This window comes from Glutamicibacter sp. M10, from assembly GCF_025452055.1.
Classification (GTDB): Bacteria; Actinomycetota; Actinomycetes; order Actinomycetales; family Micrococcaceae; genus Glutamicibacter.
The window spans coordinates 976745-994575 of sequence record NZ_CP104918.1 but is presented as its reverse complement, the minus strand read 5'-3'; the positions used below and the strand labels follow the sequence as shown (position 1 = coordinate 994575).

Sequence of the window (17831 nt, the reverse complement as noted above, 5' to 3'; positions counted from 1 at the left end):
ATGGCCCGGCCATCACAACCCAAGCTGAGCACCGACGCCATCGCTAAGGCAGCCCTGAAATTAGTGGATGCCCACGGAGATTTCACCCTGCCCCAGTTAGCCAAGGCTTTGTCGGTTTCCGCTTCCTCGCTGTACAACCACGTTCAGGGTCGCGATGAAATCATTGAGTTGATGCGTGGCCAAGCGATGTCTGCCATCAAGCTGCCTGACCTAGAGAATTCTTCATGGCAAGACACCGTTCAAGGAATCGCCATCGAGTACTGGGCTTCGTATTCAAAGCACCCGAGGCTCATCCCGTTGATGACCAGCTATACGGTGCGCGATAGCACCACACTGCGTGTTTACGATGCCTTGGCCGAAGCCCTCGCAGCTGCCGGTTTTGAACCAAAACAGCGGTTGCAAGCGATCACCATTATTGATTCCTTCGTCCTGGGCTCAGCCCTCGACGCGGCAGCCCCGAGTGAAGTCTGGGTTGCCGACACCGAGGTCTCCACCGCCTTCAGGCAAGCCTTGGACTCAGGCCAAGATGTTCAGGACCGCTCCGTGGAAACGTTCCGACTCGGCTTGGACATCATCTTGGACGGTCTTCAGAGCTCACTTGCTTGAGTTCAGCGCAGTAGGCTGGGCGCAGAAGCGAAGAGGTTCAAACCCATGGCACGCGAAAGCTGACCGATAGCCAACTGAGCTCGCACCGAGTTTCCCGCCATATCTAGAGGTGGTGAGAACGAGCAAATAGCACCCTTACCCGGGGCCACTGCAACGATGCCACCGGAAACACCAGACTTTGCTGGCAAACCAATTTCAAAGAGCCATTCACCGGAGCGCTCATATAGTCCGTTGGATGCCACCGCAGCCAAGGTATCGCGGCAAACATCGGCATCCACCACTCGTTTGCCGGTCACCGGATTCACCCCGCCATCGGCCAGGGTTGCGCCCATGATGGCTAGGTCATGTGCCGTGACGTTCAGTGAGCACTGCTTTGTGTAAACATCCACGGCGTCGAACGGGTCATCCTCTAGCCGACCATAGCTTTTGAGCAGACGTCCCAAAGCCTTGTTGCGCTCATTGGCCAAGGACTCGGAGTGATACACCTCGTCATCCAAGCTCAGCGAGTGACCAACAAAAGCGGAGAGACCTTCCTGCACGTTCTCCCACTTTTTGGCTGCCGTCTTTCCCGGAATCAACGAGGTGGTGGCAATTGCGCCAGCATTAACCATCGGATTCATTGGGTGCCCATTATTGAGTTCAACAGCCATCACCGAGTTGAAGGACATTCCGGTGTTGTTCACGCCAATGCGTTCGCGAACCGTTTCGCGCCCATGTTCCTGAAGGACCAGCGCGTAAACGAACATCTTAGAAATCGACTGAATGGAGAATGGGTGAGCGCAGTCGCCCACCGAGTGCATCGAGCCACCCACGTGCGACATAGCGATACCGAAGAGTCCTGGGTCCGCTTGTCCGAGAATCGGAATGTAGTGCGCCAGCAGGCCTTCATCTACATCTGCGTAACGTTCATGGGCTTCTTTGAGCAGTTTGTCGATTTGGTCATTTTTCAGCGCACCGGTAGATACCTGCTGAACTACGTCGTCAAAATCCGTAGGAATGGTCTCGTTATTGCCTTCCGAAGGATAGTTCAATGCCACCTGCCTCTGCTTCTAAAAATGCCTAATCATGCCTATCTGACTTGAGACTACCAACAGCTCTGCCTATTGGCACCAAAAGTCGCAACCTAAAGAACGCTATCGCTAGCACAAGGCCCGGTTCCACGGTAAGGCTATGTGTTTTCGGCGACAGTGTGGACCACATAACAGCGCAATGACCCGTATCTGACTTAGCATTTTGAGTATGGCTAAGGGTATTACTTTTCATACGCGTAAGTGGGTTCGCCCAGAAGATCTGAATGCAAACGGCACGCTATTCGGCGGTAGCCTCTTGCGATGGATTGATGAAGAAGCGGCGATCTACTCCATCATCCAGCTGGGCAACAAGCATGTTGTCACCAAGTTCATGTCCGAGATCAACTTCATTGCTTCGGCTAAGGAAGGCGACCTCATTGAAATGGGCCTCACGGCCATCGACTTCGGTCGCACCTCGATCACCTTGCGTGCAGAAGTACGCAACATCTTCACTCAGGAATCAATCCTGACCATCGAAAAGATCGTGTTTGTGAATATCGGTGAAGACGGTAAGCCACAGCCACACGGCTTCGACCACATCACCTACACCCGGGATCGCATCCCGCTGGAAATCACCACTGCGCTCATCTAACTTTCAGTACCAAAGACCCTAAGCCCACACTGCATTCAGGGTGCTTCCAAGACCTCGATCACGAACACATCTAATGTGTTCGGGTCGAGGTCTTGTGCTTTGTCCATGGCAGTTGAGGCAAAGCACTTGATCTAGCTGACAGCATCCCGCAAAGTAGATCTTGCCGTTAGATATCACCCGCATAGAGACAAGCGAGCATCACCATGGGACAAATGATTTTCGTCAATCTGCCAACCGCAGATCTGGCCGCAGCAGACAAGTTCTACGAAGCGCTTGGATTCACCAAGAACCCCACCTTCTCCGATGATCATGCAACCTCGTGGGTTATCGATGAAAACATCTTTGTGATGAGCTTGAAGCAAGAATTCTTCGCTACTTTCCTAGTCAATGGCGATAAGCCAGGACTGGATTCAGGATTCCGCGAAGCACTCAATTCCCTGACCGCCGAGACTCGTGAAGGCGTGGATGATTTTGTCTCCCGCGCTCAGGCCGGCGGCGGCAAGACCTACCGTCCAGCCAGCGAACCATTCCCGGGCATGTATCAGGCAGCAGTTCAGGACCCTGACGGACACGTGTGGGAAATTGCTTGGATGAGCCCTGAAGCCATGGAAGCTCCAGCAGGCTAAGTACTCAAGAAACTTCTGAATTCCGCAAAGGCTGCGCCACGAACGAGGCGCGGCGCTTGCGGAATTGTTTTTTCATGCCCTTGGCCGGGTACATGGGTTCTGGCCAACGTGGTGCAAGCTCGTCCCCCAACGTCACTCCGCGCATCCGTCGACCAAACATTGGTAGCACCCATTGTCGCAACCACTCCACGTCCCGCTGGGTGGCCTGCCAGAATCCCGCGCGCTCGGCATGTGCCAGCGGATCAAATTCCAACTGGTGCTCAGACTCTAAAATCTCAAGAATTCGGATGGCCATATAACGATGGCCCGCACGATTCATATGCAGCTTGTCGATATCCCACATGCGCCGGTCTCGGTAGGCATCCCATTGCCAGTAATCCACCAGCACGACACTCTCCGGATACTTTTGCGCCAACGTACGCACGCAGTCATTAAACCGCCAGTTGCGACGTTTAAACGGTGCCAGCACCGGATGTACTGGGATATCAAATCCGGTGAACAACAGTACTTTGGCACCGGTGGAGACTAGGTCATCCACTGCCTGCGAATATCGTTCAAGGAAAAATCTCATGTCTTTGCGGAACTCTAAGATGTCGTTTCCGCCAGCGTAAAAAGTGATCACGTCCGGCTTGAGCTCAAGGGCCACAGGGATCTGTTCTTCAATGATTTGTTCAAGTCGGCGGCTGCGAATCCCCAGGTTCATGTATTGCCACTGCGGATCCGCTTTAGACAGCTGTTTGGCCACTCGGTCCGCCCAGCCGCGCACCCCGTTAGGTAACCGAGGCTCCCAGTCCCCTACTCCTTCGGTGAAGGAATCACCTAGCGCCATAAATAGCCGTCCCATACTAAAGACGCTATTGGGTCAATGTGCATGGCGATCAGATTCGAGTTGAACACCGGGTAAATGCTGGAATCAGCACGCAGTCAAAAACTCCTTGCACATGTTCAGTCCCGACATCCGGCTGGCTACCAAGTCGCTGAAGCCAAATACTTCGGGTTTTCCATAATGAACTTGTATGGTTCCCTGTGTATCGGCGCTGATCTGCGCAATCTACTGTTGAATTATGACTTCGACATCACTGTCTTCCCCGGGAACTACGCGCTCCCGCCCACCACTGAGATTAGGCTTCACGCTGCTACATCTAGCAGTGATGGGCACTTTCGGTGTCATCGGGCTTTGCCTGCTGGTTACCTGGCTGGCCCTAGGAATTGGGCTCATTCCACTGCTCGGTATTGGCCTGCTTGTACTTGTTGGCTTGCTCGGCGCGATGTTCGTTGTGGCCCGATTTGAAATTTCACGAATCGGCGGACTGTACGGAATAGATGCGGTGCCACTGCGTTGGCCGGCTCGACGCGGTCCAGGCCTTGGCGGGTATGTCCGTACGCTGGGCCGGGCGGTCTCCGAATCACGCATGTGGGCGGCGCTGGGCAGCTTGGTGCTTTCCTGCATCACCGGCACCATCATGCTCGGAGTTCTGCAGTGGAGTGTGCACTTCGCGATTCTTTCCTTCGCTCCGCTCACCGGCACAGACACAGTGTCCGGACCGTTCAACGTGGACACCCCTGTAAACCAGGCCCCATGGCTGATGCTCCTGGCCATCGCCGGCGCAGGCATAGTCATCGCCTTAGCTTTCCTGCACCGCAGCATCACCGTTGGCATCATTGGATCCTTAGCCCGGGAAACCGCGCTCACCGAACGGGTACGCAGCACCGCGGTACAGCGGGAAGGCGCGGTGCGTGCTGCCGAAGTGGAACGCACTAGGATCGAACGCGACTTACACGACGGCGTCCAACCACGACTGGTCTCCGTGGCCATGACCTTGGGGCTGGCGCATCAGCAGATCGATTCCAACCCCGAACAGGCTAAGGAGCTGGTGGCCGAAGCTAACGCCTCCACCAAATCCGCCGTCACCGAGCTACGCCAACTGACCCGAGGCATCTACGCCTCAGTGCTCGATGATCGTGGCCTGGACGCAGCACTCTCGGCGGTGGCCGGACGTTCACATATTCCGGTCCAGCTTGATGTGCAGTTAGAAGGTCGCTACCCGCGGGTGGCAGAAGCAGCCGTGTACTTCGCCATCGCTGAGGCCTTGACCAACTCGGCCAAACACTCACGAGCCCAACGCTGCCAAGTAACCGTAAGGGTGCGCGAAACCAACGGTCAGCCACATTTGTGGGCGCGAGTTGAAGACAACGGCGTGGGCTCCGCACACATCACTGCCGGTGGCGGATTAGATGGAATCAACAACCGGGTGCTGGCAGCCGGTGGAACCCTGCTTCTGCAAAGTCCGGCCGGCGGACCAACAACAGTGGAAGTGAGCGTGCCATGCGCGTACTAATTTGTGAGGATTCGGTGCTGCTGCGCGAAGGACTGGTGCGCTTGCTGGATCACAGCGGTCACCGCGTGGTTGTGGATCTGCCCGACGCCACCGGGCTAATGAGTTTCTTGGAATCGGTGGATGCCGAAGACTTCCCACAGATCGCCATCTTGGATGTTCGGCTGCCGCCAAGCTACACCGATGAAGGCATCCGAGCAGCTCTTGAAGTGCGCAAAGTCTATCCGGATCTGCCGTTGCTGGTGCTCTCCCAATACGTTGAGGAGCGTTACGCTTCGGAGCTGATTTCCACTCAGTCAGGGGCCATTGGCTACCTGCTCAAGGACCGGGTGGCTGATGTGAGTGAGTTCATTGCGTCGTTGGAACAGATCGCTGCCGGCGGCACGATTTTGGATCAGGAAGTTGTCGCTCAGCTATTAACTCGCCGCAATCATGATGACCGAATGCAACGACTGACCGATAGGGAACGCAATGTCCTGGCCGCGGTGGCCGAGGGAAAATCCAACCAAGCAATTGCTGCGTTGCTTTTCCTCTCGGAAGCCAGCGTTGAAAAGTACATCACCTCCATCTTCCAGAAGCTCGGCTTAGAGGCCGACGGAACGGGCAACCGGCGTGTGCTGGCCGCCCTGGCACATATACAAAACCTGGGCAGCAACCACACAGATCGGAACGGATCATGACTGATACACAAACCACGACGAGGCCACCGATTCCCCCTACGTCCAACGGCAACGGCACAGCACTGAATATCATCCTCGCTGTGATCGGTGCGCTGGTGATCCTCACCTTGTTGATCAGCTCCGCGCGTAGCGCCTTTGCCACCTTGAGCCGTGAAAACTCCACACAGAGTGCCGACATTGCCGGTGTCACCAACTTAGAAATTAGTGCCGGTTCTGGACGCTTTGATCTGCACTTTGCCAAGGTCCAAGAAGCTACGTTGGAAGTGGATAGCTCGGATTCTCAGGAGTGGCAGCTGAAGCGCGAAGGCAACAAGTTATCCGTTGATTCTCCGGATTCATGGGGTAACTGGTGCTTCTTTGGCTGCAGTTCTTATGAAAATAAAGCGGTGCTCACGCTACCTGAATCCATGAATGATGGAAGTATGGATGCCTACTTTGAGCTCTCCGCCGGTGAACTCGATGCTGTCGGTTCCTATAAGAATCTCGAGGTTGAAGTTGGTGCAGGTTCTTTGGACTTGTCCGGAACAGCGAAGAACGCCAAAGTGCAGATCGGAGCAGGAGAAGCTGAAGTGTCCTTAGAGGATGTTGAACAAGCTGACTTTGATATTTCCGCAGGGCAGCTTCAAGGCACCCTATCCGGCAAGGCACCGAAACAAATCAACGCTGAAGTCAGCGCCGGTTCCTTGGAACTTGAGCTCCCCGACGTCACCTATGACCTGCGTCAAGATGTCTCAGCCGGGGACGTGAGCAACAAACTAGCAACGGATATGGATTCACCGAATAAGATCTCGGTCAATGTTTCGGCTGGCAATGCCACCTTCCATCCACAGGATTCTGGCCCTGGTCCTTGGAATAACTAATCCGAGAACACAAACAGCATGGGCTGCAGATTTGATCATCTGCAGCCCATGCTGTTCGTGTCTAAAGAAAAGCTTAGGCCTGCTTGTTCTTCAGCGCAGCCAAACGTGCTTCAACCTCTGAAAGATCTGGCGCAGCTGCTTCCAGCTGAGGATCAGCCGGTGCCTGCTCGATGACATCTTGAGGATTGTTGTTGGACTTCAGCGCAGCCAAACGGGCATCAATTTCGGAAGCCGCACCCAGATCTTCAAGCTGAGCAAACTGCGCGTCAAGCGACGAAGCTGCGAGTTCCTGAGCACCACGAACCTTGGCCTCGTCCTGACGGATCTTCTGCTCAAAACGGCTGATTTCGCTGGATGGATCGTTGAAGTCCAAAGCCTTCATGGTGTCCATCATCTGGTTCTGAGTCTTGGCATTGCGTGCACGAGCCACCAGCTCATCGCGCTTGGCCACCAGTTCCTGGCGCTTGGCCTGCATGGTGTTCAGACCGGTCTTGAGCTTATCTACGACGTCGCGCTGGGTGGCGATGGTCGACTGCAGCGAAGTAGCTTTCTTCTCAGCATCCATCTGTCGCTGGATAGCAACGGTGGCTAGCTGGTTGAACTTCTGCTGGCTGTTCGCATCTCCTGCGGCAGCATATTCATCAGCCTTATTGGAGGCAGCGACGGCCTTTGAACCCCACTCGGTGGATTCCTGCTGTAGCTTGGCGTAGTCGTCCTCGGTCATGCGCAGGTTGCCGATGGTCTGGGCAACGGCCTGCTCTGCCTGAGCAATGTTGTTGGTGTAGTCGCGGACCGTCTGGTCCAGCATCTTCTTTGGATCCTCGAGGGCGTCCAGTGCCGCGTTGGCGTTGGCTTTGCCGATTCCGAACATTCGAGCCCAAATTGAGCGCTTCTGTGCCATGGTGCGTCCCTTCGTTGTCCTTTGCTTAAAGCTTAGGGGAAGAGCGCCTGCCTCAATAACTGAAGGGCAATTCGATGAACCTACGCGTCAAAGTGGCGCAGGTAGCGTCCGGGTGCATCAAGGAATAAACGCCAGTTACTGACCATTTCCAAGTCGTCATAACTGGCCGGGCGGATCCCCCACTGGCCGATTTCGTAAATTTTTGCCTGCGGCAGCGAGGCGAGAATGGGTGAGTGGGTGGAGAGAATGACTTGGGATCCGCTGCGCAGCAGATCGGAAATGTGCGAGAGCAACATCAGGCAGCCGTTAAAGGAGAGCGCGGATTCGGCTTCGTCAAAAACCCAGAGCCCGTTGACGCTGGAGCGTTGAGTGAAGAATTCGATGAAGGATTCACCATGGCTCTGGAAGTTGTGCTTGCCGCGCGAGCCGACGGAACCCAAATAGGCGAAGTGCCCATGCATGGTTTCGGCACGCAAAAAGACCCCTGCCTTCGAAGCCCCGGCTCCGCGTTCTAATTGCAGGTGCGAAGATAACCCTGATTCGGTCATTTGTGTATGGTGCATGGAATCGCGAGTTCCGCCCTCTGGATTCAGCCCGAAGGCCGCCGCGATGCCTTCAACCAGGGTTGACTTGCCGGCACCGTTTTCACCAACCAACACGGTCAGCTGTCCCAAGTCCAGACCTTCGTCCAAGACTTGTTGTACCGCTGGGATTTGAGCCGCCCAATCGGAATGATCCATGGGCTCTTTGGGGTGCTCTGAGATTCGGCGTATCGGCAAGGAATCAAAGAACGCGTTCATGCCCCAGAGGATATCAGCCCCGTAGGACAGGACGAGTTGCCGGGCGTCGGATCTGGGACTGCGTATGACGGGGCCATTGCACATTGGTTGTCAGTAAATGAAAGTTGGTACTGGGGGCTTGCATGGCCTGCCGCATGACATCGGCCCGCGTTATATGGGCCGCTCCGACAGAATAAGTGGCACTCGGCTTTCGACCTTGATCCCACGCCCGAAATCTGGATGTATGTAACCGGCTAGAGCAACGAGGTCCTCAAATTTTTGATCCAGATCTGAGGCCCAGATTCGGTGGTGATGCCCAATCCTGTTTCGCAACTCGCGTAGTTCTCCAACTTTGGTGCTGGCTAGCAGTTGATTGCGTCCTTTCATATAGGGGAAGGCCGCAACGAGGTCCGGCCACAGGAACATCTGACTTTTCGAAACCATTTGGTGCCAAAACCCGAACGAGATTTCAGAGATGACCTGTCCTGGGTCAATAGGCATACGGTTCCTACGTACACGAGAAATTGCTGTATCAATATCGGCGTATGGATAGGCGTGATTTCGCTGTCCCCTGCCTGCGTTACGTCCTAGCTCTCGGGAATCATCAAAAATCCAATTTCCTGATCGCCCTTTAGCTTCATGTCGTAAATTCATCTGTCGATCAATGGCGTTTCTCAGCCCGACTTCTAGGTGGCCCAGCGATCCCCAAAAAGCCGCGGAGATATCGGAGTTCCATTCATAAAGGAGCATTGCTTGGCTTTGTACGTCATGGCTTTCAGCTAAATAGTGTTTGAGACGCGCAGCCCCAAAGTGAAACTCGTAAAAGTCCCAGGATTGTAGGTTGCCCATCGATAACCACCTCGTCTAGAATGGAAGAGAACACCCCGGAACCGTCCCTGTAGTCTTTTGGTAGACCGATCAGACGGCCGGGGTTCTGCTTTAATTCATGCTCTCAGGGTTATGTCCGTTTGATCAGGGCAAGCTTCAAATTGTGTGCATAAGTAGCCGTAGATGCTGTCAACGAACTCTTGAACTGACGCCACGGACCTGTACTTAATTCTCCTCAGACATTCCTTTCAGGGAGTAGCTATCCCAAGACCTGGCGCACGCCCTGGACCTAGGACGCCCAAGCGGTACGGTCCATGGGCTCTTTGGGATGCTCATCGATGTGGCGTATCGGCAAGAAATCAAGGAACGGGTTCATGCCCCGAGAATGCCAACCCGTATGACAAGACGAGTCTGTTTCACGCACTTTCACCCTGCGTTCCTCGCCCCAACTCTTCTCGCTGACGCTCCTGACGCGTAGAGTAAATGTACATACCGTCAGGAGGATGCGATGAGCACCCCAAAGCGATCAGTTTCGAAAAGACGGGCCCCCAAGGCCATCGTGCGATCGAAAGCAACCGGCGTTAGAAAGCTAGTTGGAGAGTTTCGCTCTGCCCTGGATCAGAAAATGGCGCAGGACGATCAAAGCCTGCGTGGGATCACTGTTAAGCAAAGAACAGTCATCACCAACAAAGCGAGCGAGGCTTTCGAAGGTGTAGCCGTGAAGGTCCGGCACAATCATCGTTTGCAGGATGAAGACCATAAAGCAGGCATAGAAGATCGTAGCGATCCATCGTTCGTAGGTATCGCAGTCGAGATGGAGCAAAGCCTTTCCTCGTTGGGCCCAGCATTGGCGAAGATACCAACATCCGTGTCACCGCAGCTGGCCCGCGCGAGCGCTGCAACCGAACAGGCTTGGCGTGAGCTTGAGAGCGAGTTCGGTCTACTCACCAGCACAGAGGTGTCCGATCTTGTCGGTTCCGATTCGCCTAATCGCTCCTATGCATCAAATCAGCGTTCCCAAGGGAAGTTGATTGCGGTGAAACGTCCTAAGGGGCTGCGCTATCCGGGCTATCAATTCGACAGGTCAGAGCACGCAATTCTTCCTGTGATCGAAGAGCTGATCGCTCTGGCCCAAGCTGCTGGACGGAGCGAATCGAGCTTGGCGTTATGGATCATTCGGCCAACCGGATATCTCGACGGAGACCGTCCGGTTGATAGATTCTCGGATCCTGAGAGAGTTCTGGAGGTCGCAAAACCGGCCTTTGACGTCCAATGGTGAATCGTGAACCGGGTGATCAATTTGATCCGATGACTTATGAGCTCCAGCCAAATTTGCAGCTTTACCGAGTTTTCAGTAACCGGAGGACTGGACCCTTGGATTTCAACCCGGGTTTGGGGTCCCCAACCCGCTTCGCTTTCTTTGGCGATCCCCTAGTCCCCGTTCTGTATGCGGCAGAAACCGAAGAGGCCGCAATCTGCGAAACCATATTGCATGATGTGCCGCCGGGGCCAGGGTATGTGCTGTATGACGACGTCAAGAACAAGGTCTGCGCGCAAATAACGCCTACCCGAGTCCTGAAACTGGCGTCCTTCATGGGCGACGGTTTGCGGAAACTTGGTACCGAGGCAAGGCACGTAACTGGAACAATGTCCTCGGAATATCACCGCACAGTTTTATGGGCACAAGCTGCCCACGCCGCAGGTTTTGACGGACTGGTGTGGATGAGCGATCGAAGAAATACTGATCGCGCTTACGTCTTTTTTGGCGACAGAGTGACCGACAGAGACTTAGATATTGTGCCGGAGCAAGGACGTATCTACGCAGCCGGTCCGGGATTCGACAGAATTGTTGATTACCTCGCAGGCGTGGAAGTTGAACTTCTCATGGCTTAGGAAGCTACAGCTGTTGATACCCTCGTCCTAAAAAGTCGCCATCCGCAATGGCGCATGACGACTCTTTGGTAGGTATCGAATTCAGCTTCAGGACACCGGCAGCATGTTCCGGGCGAAGAACTCGCTGATTTCCTCACGGGCATCCAGCGGGAAGATGCCTGCGACATACTGATCCGGCCGAACCACGACGATGGCACCATCGCGGTTGATTTCCCGTTCGCTGAAGATGTCGCGTCCATGTCCGGCAGCAAATACCTGGTTGATGTCGTGCAGCCCAAAAGGCACCTTCAACGGCTGGAAAATCTTAGGCACATCATGCAGTTCAACCTCGGTGTAGTCCTGCTGGTAGATGGCCTTGGTGTCAAAGACCGCGTCTTGGTCTCCATCAACCGGAGTGTAGAGGTTGCGCGGGGAAGCAAGATCCGCCTCCCACCAGGTGGCGAAGTCAGCCATGGCCGTGCCTTGAAGCGCAGGAGCTGTGGCATCAGCGAAAGCATAAACGCGCCAGCGTCCATCGGCCTCATGCTGGTGACCTAAGTGCTGCCAACGGTTATCGGCTCGGCGAATCACCTCAGCAGATTTGAAGCGCTTACCTATAGGGAATCCAACTGCCAGATCCTGGTGTTCTACACCGGTTGTGATGGTTGATTCGGTGTACTGGGTCATGAAGCCGGCAGGAAATTCCATGGTCTTCAGATAGTACTTTTCCAGTTCGTCCGGGTCTTCCCAGTCATCTACCGACTTGGCCATCAGTGAGGACCATTCCTTATCGAAGTCGATAAGATTCTGGGCAATCACCTTGCGCTCCTCGGCGTAGGTATCTAGCAGCGCTTCGGGGGCACGGCCTTCGAGCACTGCGGCGAGTTTCCAGCCGAGGTTAAAGCCGTCTTGAATGGACACGTTCATGCCCTGACCGGCTTTGGCCGAGTGGGTGTGGCAGGCATCGCCCATGATGAAGGCGTGCGGAGCACGGGTTCCACGCTCTTGGTCAGAGACATCGTCAAAGCCATCGGTGATGCGGTGAGCAACTTCGTAGACAGAGAACCACGCGACGTTTTTCACGTCCATGGTGTACGGGTGGATGATGCGGTTGGCGGTGGCAACAATGTCTTCCACCGGGGTATTGCGGATGGCTCCAGCGTCCTGTGCGCTCAGCTCTCCTAGGTCAACGTAGAAGCGGACCAGATAGCCTCCCTCACGGGGAATCAAAAGAATATTGCCCGCATCATGGGACTGGATGGAGCACTTAACCTGAATGTCCGGGAAGTCGGTATTCACCATGACATCCATGACGCCCCACGCATGCAACGCCGAATCGCCATGCAACTTGTGGCCCAGCGAACGGCGCACCTGACTGCGGGCACCATCGCCACCAACCAAGTACTTAGCCTTGACGGTGCGCTCTTCACCGGCACGCTCACCGGAAACATATTTGATCGTCGCGGTCACCGGGTACTCGGCGCTGGGGTCGATTTCGCAGCCGAGGTATTCCACACCGTAGTCCGGGGTGATCTTGCCCGGGGCACGTTCTGCATCACGCAGGAAGTAGTCAAGGATGCGTGCTTGATTCACATAGATATGAGGGAATTCGCTAATGCCGTTGGCGTCATCGGCTGCCCGTGAGTGACGTTTAATGTTCGCTGGATTTTCCGGATCAGGGGTCCAGAAGCACATCTCCACATTGCGGTAGGCCTCTTCAATAACTTCATTGGCAAAGCCGAAAGCTTGGAATGTTTCCACTGAACGGGCTTGGATCCCGTCGGCCTGTCCTACGTCGAGGCGACCGGGGCGTAATTCGATGGCGCGAGCGTTGATGCTAGGGAAGCGAGAAAGCTGAGCGGTCACCACGGAGGCGGCCGGGCCGGTGCCAACAATCAGCACGTCCATTTGATCAGGAATATCTGTTGATCGATTGATTCCATAACCTGCGGCCTTTTTGACGCGTGGATCCCCCGAAACATATCCCCGGTGGTGAATCTGCATTACCCGACTCCTAGTTCTGTGCCGCAAAACGTCATTGTCTCTATAGTTGCGACACTGTTCTAACTATAGAAACAAGTGTAGCTTCATGCGACCACTTACACCATGCTCCTTGACCTCTTTGCTGAGCAAACAACCGTGAGCCATAAATCAGACTGCACACGGAGTTGGGCAGTCACTCACGTAACCAAGGGTTCACGTGGGGTGGACGTAATTTACGTGCCGGACACAGAACGACGGCAATCGGCGAAACATCAGATCCATAAGCTGAGAAACATGACAGCGACGAATGAACAACAGCAGGCATCGGTAGTCACCGGCGCTACTGCCGGGCAAGACCAACTGAACGCGGCCAAGGAATCTTTAGAGGATTACACCCTCCGCTTTGCCCCACGCTCCTACCGTCGATGGGTTCCTTCGGTAGTGGCCACCAGCGCACTGGGCGGTATCGCTTACCTCGCGGACTTCTCCATTGGCGCGAATATCGCTTTGGCCCACGGAACGGCGAGCGCAATTACCGGTGTGCTCATCGCAGCGGTCATCATCTTCGTTACCGGATTCCCGCTGGCCTACTATGCGGCCCGCTACAACCTTGATCTGGATTTGATCACCCGTGACTCCGGGTTCGGCTACTACGGTTCAATCGTCAGCAATGTCATCTTCGCGACCTTTACCTTTATCTTCTTCGCTTTAGAAGGTGCCATCATGGCCCAGGGTCTGGAGCTGGGACTCGGAATCCCTAAGGCGCTGGGTTATGCAATTTCAACGCTTATGGTCATCCCGCTGGTTATTTACGGCATGAAGACTTTGGCCAAACTACAGGTGTGGACAACGCCGCTCTGGCTCATCCTGATGGTCGTACCCATGGTGTATCTTGTGGCTAGCCACCCCGAATCCGTAGATACCTTTGTGAACTACGCCGGCGCACAGGGCACCGGCGAGGGCGTGAACTTCGCCTCGGCCATGCTGGCCGCCGGTGTTTGCCTCTCGCTGATGGCGCAGATCGCAGAACAGATCGACTACCTGCGATTCATGCCACCAAAAACTTCAGCAAACGCACGCAAATGGTGGACCGCAGTCATTCTTGGCGGACCGGGTTGGGTCATCTTCGGTGCGATCAAACAGATCACCGGTATGTTCATTGCCGTCTATCTGATTGCCACGCTGGATCCGCAGGCCTCGGCTACCGCGAACGAGCCGGTGCACCAGTTCCTCGGTGTCTACCGTGAAATGATGCCGGCCTGGTTGGCCATGAGCTTGGCCGTGGTTCTTGTGGTCATCTCGCAGATCAAGATCAACGTCACCAACGCCTACTCGGGATCACTGGCCTGGACCAACTCCTTTACCCGCGTGACCAAAACCTATCCCGGCCGCATGGTCTTCGTGCTGGTGAATCTGGGCATCGCCCTGATCCTGATGGAATCGAATATGTTCGACTTCCTCAATACCGTGCTTGGCTTCTACGCGAACTGCGCGATGGCTTGGGTGGTCACCGTGGCCAGCGACATTGCGATCAACAAGTACCTGCTTAAGCTCTCCCCCAAGGTGCCAGAATTCCGTCGTGGCATGCTTTACGCGGTCAATCCGGTGGGCTTCGTTTCGATGCTGGTCTCCGCCATCGCTTCCATCGCGGTCTTCTTCGGACTGCTCGGCCCTGAGCTCCAGCCGTTCAGCCCACTGGTAGCCGTAGCTCTGGCCTTGTTCCTGCCACCGATTTTGGCCATCGTCACCAAGGGACGCTACTACCTGCGCCGCAGCGACGACGGTATCAACAGCCCACTACTAGATGCTGAAGGCAACCCGAGCGATGAGCTCTACACCTGCTGCGTGACCGGTTTGCGCTTCGAGCGTCCAGACATGCTGGCCTCGGCGGTCCCTGGTCCGAACGGAGAACTGCAGTACATCTCCTCACTGGCACTGGCTACGGACCGAACCGGCGAGCACCTGTTGCCAGCCGATCCGCCCATCCGCTAACAGCTTCCTTTCGGTCATGCTTCGCAGATAAGGCCCGTCTCACCAAGTTTTGGTGGGGCGGGCCTTTGGCTTCTGATTAAGTTCAAAGCAAGCCATGCCAAAGCATTGAGCTAGGCTGTGAGCAAATATAGTTCGGACGAGTAAGTAGCTTGTCGCTCAAGGCGCGGACGAGATGAAATGATGAAGTTATGACCAAATCCACCGAAGGCGGGTCCCAAACTTTGGGCCGCGGACTCGAAGCGCTGACCCTCATCGGTGAATCGCAGAGGCCACTGAGTGTCGCTGAGCTTGCCACGCAGCTCGGGATCCACCGCTCCATGGCCTACCGCCTGGTCAAGACCTTTGAACAGTACGGCTTTGTAGAACGCTTGGCCTCAGGCGATCTTGAACTCGGAGCACGCCTCGGCGCACTGGCACGCAATGTCGCCAAGTCGTTGCAGTCCGCAGCGGCGCCGCACTTGGCCACGGTTTCAGATGAACTGCGCATGACCGCCATACTGGTGGTCTTTGATGGTGAAGCTGCTGTCACCTTGAGTACCGCGGAACCCCGGATGGCCGATGCCACGGTGGCTCAACGCCCCGGCACTCGTCACCCCATTGATAATGGTGCACCTGGCCGAGTGATCCGTTCGCAACTGAACCCAGAACAGTATCCAGCAAGGGACTTTGAATCCAGTCACGACGAAGTTATCCCGGGCCTGACCTCCATTGCGGTTCCGCTGTTGTTGCCGCAGAATAAACCGGCAGCCATCGCGGTCATCTATCCGCCACTAGAGTTGGATGAGAAGCACATCGCCCAGGTGCTCACCAACGCTTCCGAACGCATTTCACAGGCGTTGGGGATTCGGTTGAACTAAGCACCTGAGTGATGGGTTGATTCATCTGCACCTAGGCAGTGCAGGCCTCATTGGAGCATCCAGCATCACGTGGCCTGTAGGTTTCGGTGCCTTCAACTTTTTCCCACACGATGTGGCGATGCTGTCCACAACGTTGGCAGGAAGGAGCTAAGTAAGTGCCCCGCTCTTCCATGGTGTACGTCCGAAAATCACCCATCAGAACCTCTTCTCAAATGGCCCCGAACCAGGGTCGCGGGGCATGCTGGACCTGCTTGGTGCCTTCACTCTACGCGCGGATATCACTACCGGCTAGAGTCGTTGCCAAACAGTTACCCACAGCCCGTCAAGCAGTATTTTCACTCTCCTGCCACACTGGGGCAATGAACCCACAAAACTTGCTTCGTTGCCCGAAGCAAAGCCCGGAAAGAAGGCGTCATGAGCACCTCTGAACACAAGCTTCAGCGACTCAAAGAACGCATCGCGTTACTGCTTAATAAGGCTGAAAACACCAACTTCCCCGCTGAAGCCCAGACCTTCCAAGAGCATGCTGAGCGCCTCATGGTTCGTTACGGTATTGGCCGCGCAGAACTTGATGCGATGGCCACCGGCCCGGACAAGAAAAAAGAACCGATCATTGAAGAACGCTTCGATATGAGAGGTACCTACCGCTTAGGACAACGCGACGGGCTAGCTACCGTCGGGCATGCTTTCCGCACCGTGACACTGCTGCAAACGAACTATTCGAACTTCTGTCGTTTGTACATCATTGGTCACGAGTCAGACGTCAGTACCGTGAAAAACTTGTTCTCCTCATTAGTCATTCAGGCAAGCCTCGCGATGAGTCACTGGTGGAGTGAAGAAGGCAGACACATCGCTTGGGATCGAACCGATTCTGAAAAGGTCATTGAGCGCCGTGAATTCCAGCGAAGTTTTTATCTGCAAGTTGCTGAGCGCATTCGCGGGCTCTACCAAGAGGAAAGCGAACACAGCGGCAGTGGTACCGAACTTGTGCTCGTTAGTCGTAAGGAACAGGTTGACGAATTTGTCAGCGAAAAATATCCATCCTTGCGTCGCAGCCGTAATCGCGCGGCCTCCGGTAGTTTGAACGCTGCCCTGGCCGGCCGGGTCGCGGGAAGTCGTGCGGATCTTGGCTTTGGCAAAGATGTTGAGTCCAACGGGCCCGCGGGAGAAGTAGCTAGCTAAGGTCTTTTACTGGAAATATTGCCCCAAAATTCCGAGTTAGATTTTCTAAGTGGCAATTTCTTCTACCCGTTCCCTGCCGTCGTTAGCCCTACGCAACGGAAGATATGACAGAGGGCCGTTCCGAAGAACGACCCTGATCACTACTTCTCGGCGTTACTAGCCGAGCTTGGCGCGAACCATCTGCGATACAGCCTTGCCGTCAAAGCGGCCAGCGATCTCGGCACCGACCAGTTTCATGGCCTGTCCCATATCCTTCATGGTCAACTCGTGATCAGCAGACAGTTCTGCCATCACCCTGTCAACGATGCTCTGAGCTTCGGCTTCATCAAGCAGCTTTGGCAGGTAGGTAGAAATGAATGCTGCCTCTGCCAGTTCACGTTCGGCTAGCTCGGCGCGACCGTCTTTGGCAGCCAGTTCGGCGGTTTCCTCGCGGTTGCCAACTTCCTTGCGCAACAGATTCTCTACGTCCTGATCGTTCAGTTCGCTAGGGTTCTTCCCTGACTTCTCACGAGTGCCGATAGCGCTGAGGATATTGCGTAGGGTGGTCTTCTCCAGCTCGTTGCCTGCTTTCAGGTGGACGATGCTGTCTTCGCGCAGGCGATCTTTCAAACTCATGGGGACTCGCTTTCAAAGTACGTGTGCTTGAAACTCTACTCGCTTTAAGCCA

At 55.1% G+C, this 17831-nt stretch carries 18 protein-coding genes; 11 read left to right on the top strand and 7 right to left on the bottom strand.

Annotated features, from left to right (window positions below):
* A complete protein-coding gene (locus tag N6V40_RS04890) occupies positions 1-606 on the top strand; it encodes a TetR/AcrR family transcriptional regulator (RefSeq protein ID WP_131089306.1) in 606 nt (201 codons plus the stop codon).
* Between the two features lie 2 nt (positions 607-608).
* Here the strand turns inward: N6V40_RS04890 and glsA are convergent, their stop codons facing one another.
* The gene (gene glsA / locus N6V40_RS04885) at positions 609-1637 is read right to left on the bottom strand and encodes a glutaminase A (RefSeq protein ID WP_131089843.1); all 1029 of its coding nucleotides are present in this window, start codon (positions 1635-1637) and stop codon (positions 609-611) included.
* A 208-nt stretch (positions 1638-1845) separates the two neighbouring features.
* Between glsA and N6V40_RS04880 the strand changes: the two genes are divergently transcribed.
* Positions 1846-2268, top strand: a complete 423-nt coding sequence (locus N6V40_RS04880) for an acyl-CoA thioesterase (protein WP_131089307.1) — start codon at positions 1846-1848, stop codon at positions 2266-2268.
* Between the two features lie 203 nt (positions 2269-2471).
* Complete coding sequence (locus N6V40_RS04875) at positions 2472-2894, top strand: VOC family protein (RefSeq protein WP_131089308.1); 423 nt, start codon at positions 2472-2474, stop codon at positions 2892-2894.
* Between the two features lie 4 nt (positions 2895-2898).
* On the opposite strand, the gene N6V40_RS04870 is transcribed toward N6V40_RS04875, so the two are convergent.
* Positions 2899-3723, bottom strand: coding sequence for an SGNH/GDSL hydrolase family protein (locus tag N6V40_RS04870; protein WP_262199220.1), 825 nt, complete (start codon positions 3721-3723; stop codon positions 2899-2901).
* Positions 3724-3958: 235 nt separating this feature from the next.
* Between N6V40_RS04870 and N6V40_RS04865 the strand changes: the two genes are divergently transcribed.
* From N6V40_RS04865 to N6V40_RS04855, 3 genes are read left to right on the top strand one after another with little or no spacing between them, the layout of a single operon-like run.
* A complete protein-coding gene (locus tag N6V40_RS04865) occupies positions 3959-5233 on the top strand; it encodes a sensor histidine kinase (RefSeq protein ID WP_262199219.1) in 1275 nt (424 codons plus the stop codon).
* Positions 5221-5910: a response regulator transcription factor gene (locus N6V40_RS04860; RefSeq protein ID WP_262199216.1), complete on the top strand. Its 690-nt coding sequence runs from the start codon at positions 5221-5223 to the stop codon at positions 5908-5910. The genes N6V40_RS04865 and N6V40_RS04860 overlap by 13 nt, the downstream gene beginning before the upstream one ends.
* Positions 5907-6770, top strand: a complete 864-nt coding sequence (locus N6V40_RS04855) for a DUF4097 family beta strand repeat-containing protein (RefSeq protein ID WP_262199214.1) — start codon at positions 5907-5909, stop codon at positions 6768-6770. The genes N6V40_RS04860 and N6V40_RS04855 overlap by 4 nt, the downstream gene beginning before the upstream one ends.
* 73 nt (positions 6771-6843) lie before the next feature.
* Here the strand turns inward: N6V40_RS04855 and N6V40_RS04850 are convergent, their stop codons facing one another.
* The 3 genes from N6V40_RS04850 to N6V40_RS04840 all read right to left on the bottom strand — a co-directional run bounded on the left by N6V40_RS04850 (position 6844) and on the right by N6V40_RS04840 (position 9299).
* The gene (locus N6V40_RS04850) at positions 6844-7671 is read right to left on the bottom strand and encodes a PspA/IM30 family protein (RefSeq protein ID WP_262199212.1); all 828 of its coding nucleotides are present in this window, start codon (positions 7669-7671) and stop codon (positions 6844-6846) included.
* Positions 7672-7751: 80 nt separating this feature from the next.
* Complete coding sequence (locus N6V40_RS04845) at positions 7752-8411, bottom strand: AAA family ATPase (RefSeq protein ID WP_262199211.1); 660 nt, start codon at positions 8409-8411, stop codon at positions 7752-7754.
* A 210-nt stretch (positions 8412-8621) separates the two neighbouring features.
* A complete protein-coding gene (locus N6V40_RS04840) occupies positions 8622-9299 on the bottom strand; it encodes an Abi family protein (RefSeq protein WP_262199210.1) in 678 nt (225 codons plus the stop codon).
* Positions 9300-9786: 487 nt separating this feature from the next.
* Here N6V40_RS04840 and N6V40_RS04835 point away from each other — a divergent pair, with 487 nt between their 5' ends.
* Positions 9787-10557, top strand: a complete 771-nt coding sequence (locus N6V40_RS04835; RefSeq protein WP_262199209.1) for a hypothetical protein — start codon at positions 9787-9789, stop codon at positions 10555-10557.
* Positions 10551-11171, top strand: a complete 621-nt coding sequence (locus tag N6V40_RS04830; RefSeq protein ID WP_315973771.1) for an RES family NAD+ phosphorylase — start codon at positions 10551-10553, stop codon at positions 11169-11171. Before N6V40_RS04835 ends, N6V40_RS04830 begins: the two co-directional genes overlap by 7 nt.
* 87 nt (positions 11172-11258) lie before the next feature.
* Here the strand turns inward: N6V40_RS04830 and N6V40_RS04825 are convergent, their stop codons facing one another.
* Positions 11259-13154, bottom strand: coding sequence for an FAD-dependent monooxygenase (locus N6V40_RS04825; protein WP_262199207.1), 1896 nt, complete (start codon positions 13152-13154; stop codon positions 11259-11261).
* Between the two features lie 273 nt (positions 13155-13427).
* Between N6V40_RS04825 and N6V40_RS04820 the strand changes: the two genes are divergently transcribed.
* The 3 genes from N6V40_RS04820 to N6V40_RS04810 all read left to right on the top strand — a co-directional run bounded on the left by N6V40_RS04820 (position 13428) and on the right by N6V40_RS04810 (position 17164).
* Positions 13428-15125, top strand: coding sequence for a purine-cytosine permease family protein (locus N6V40_RS04820; protein ID WP_262199206.1), 1698 nt, complete (start codon positions 13428-13430; stop codon positions 15123-15125).
* 188 nt (positions 15126-15313) lie between these two features.
* Complete coding sequence (locus N6V40_RS04815) at positions 15314-15982, top strand: IclR family transcriptional regulator (protein ID WP_262199205.1); 669 nt, start codon at positions 15314-15316, stop codon at positions 15980-15982.
* 414 nt (positions 15983-16396) lie between these two features.
* On the top strand, positions 16397-17164 hold the full coding sequence (locus N6V40_RS04810; RefSeq protein WP_262199204.1) for a DUF2786 domain-containing protein: 768 nt from the start codon (positions 16397-16399) through the stop codon (positions 17162-17164).
* Between the two features lie 156 nt (positions 17165-17320).
* Here N6V40_RS04810 and N6V40_RS04805 read toward each other — a convergent pair whose 3' ends face one another.
* Entirely contained in the window at positions 17321-17779 is a 459-nt protein-coding gene (locus N6V40_RS04805) for a GatB/YqeY domain-containing protein (protein WP_262199203.1), read from the bottom strand.
* Between the last annotated feature and the right edge of the window lie 52 nt (positions 17780-17831).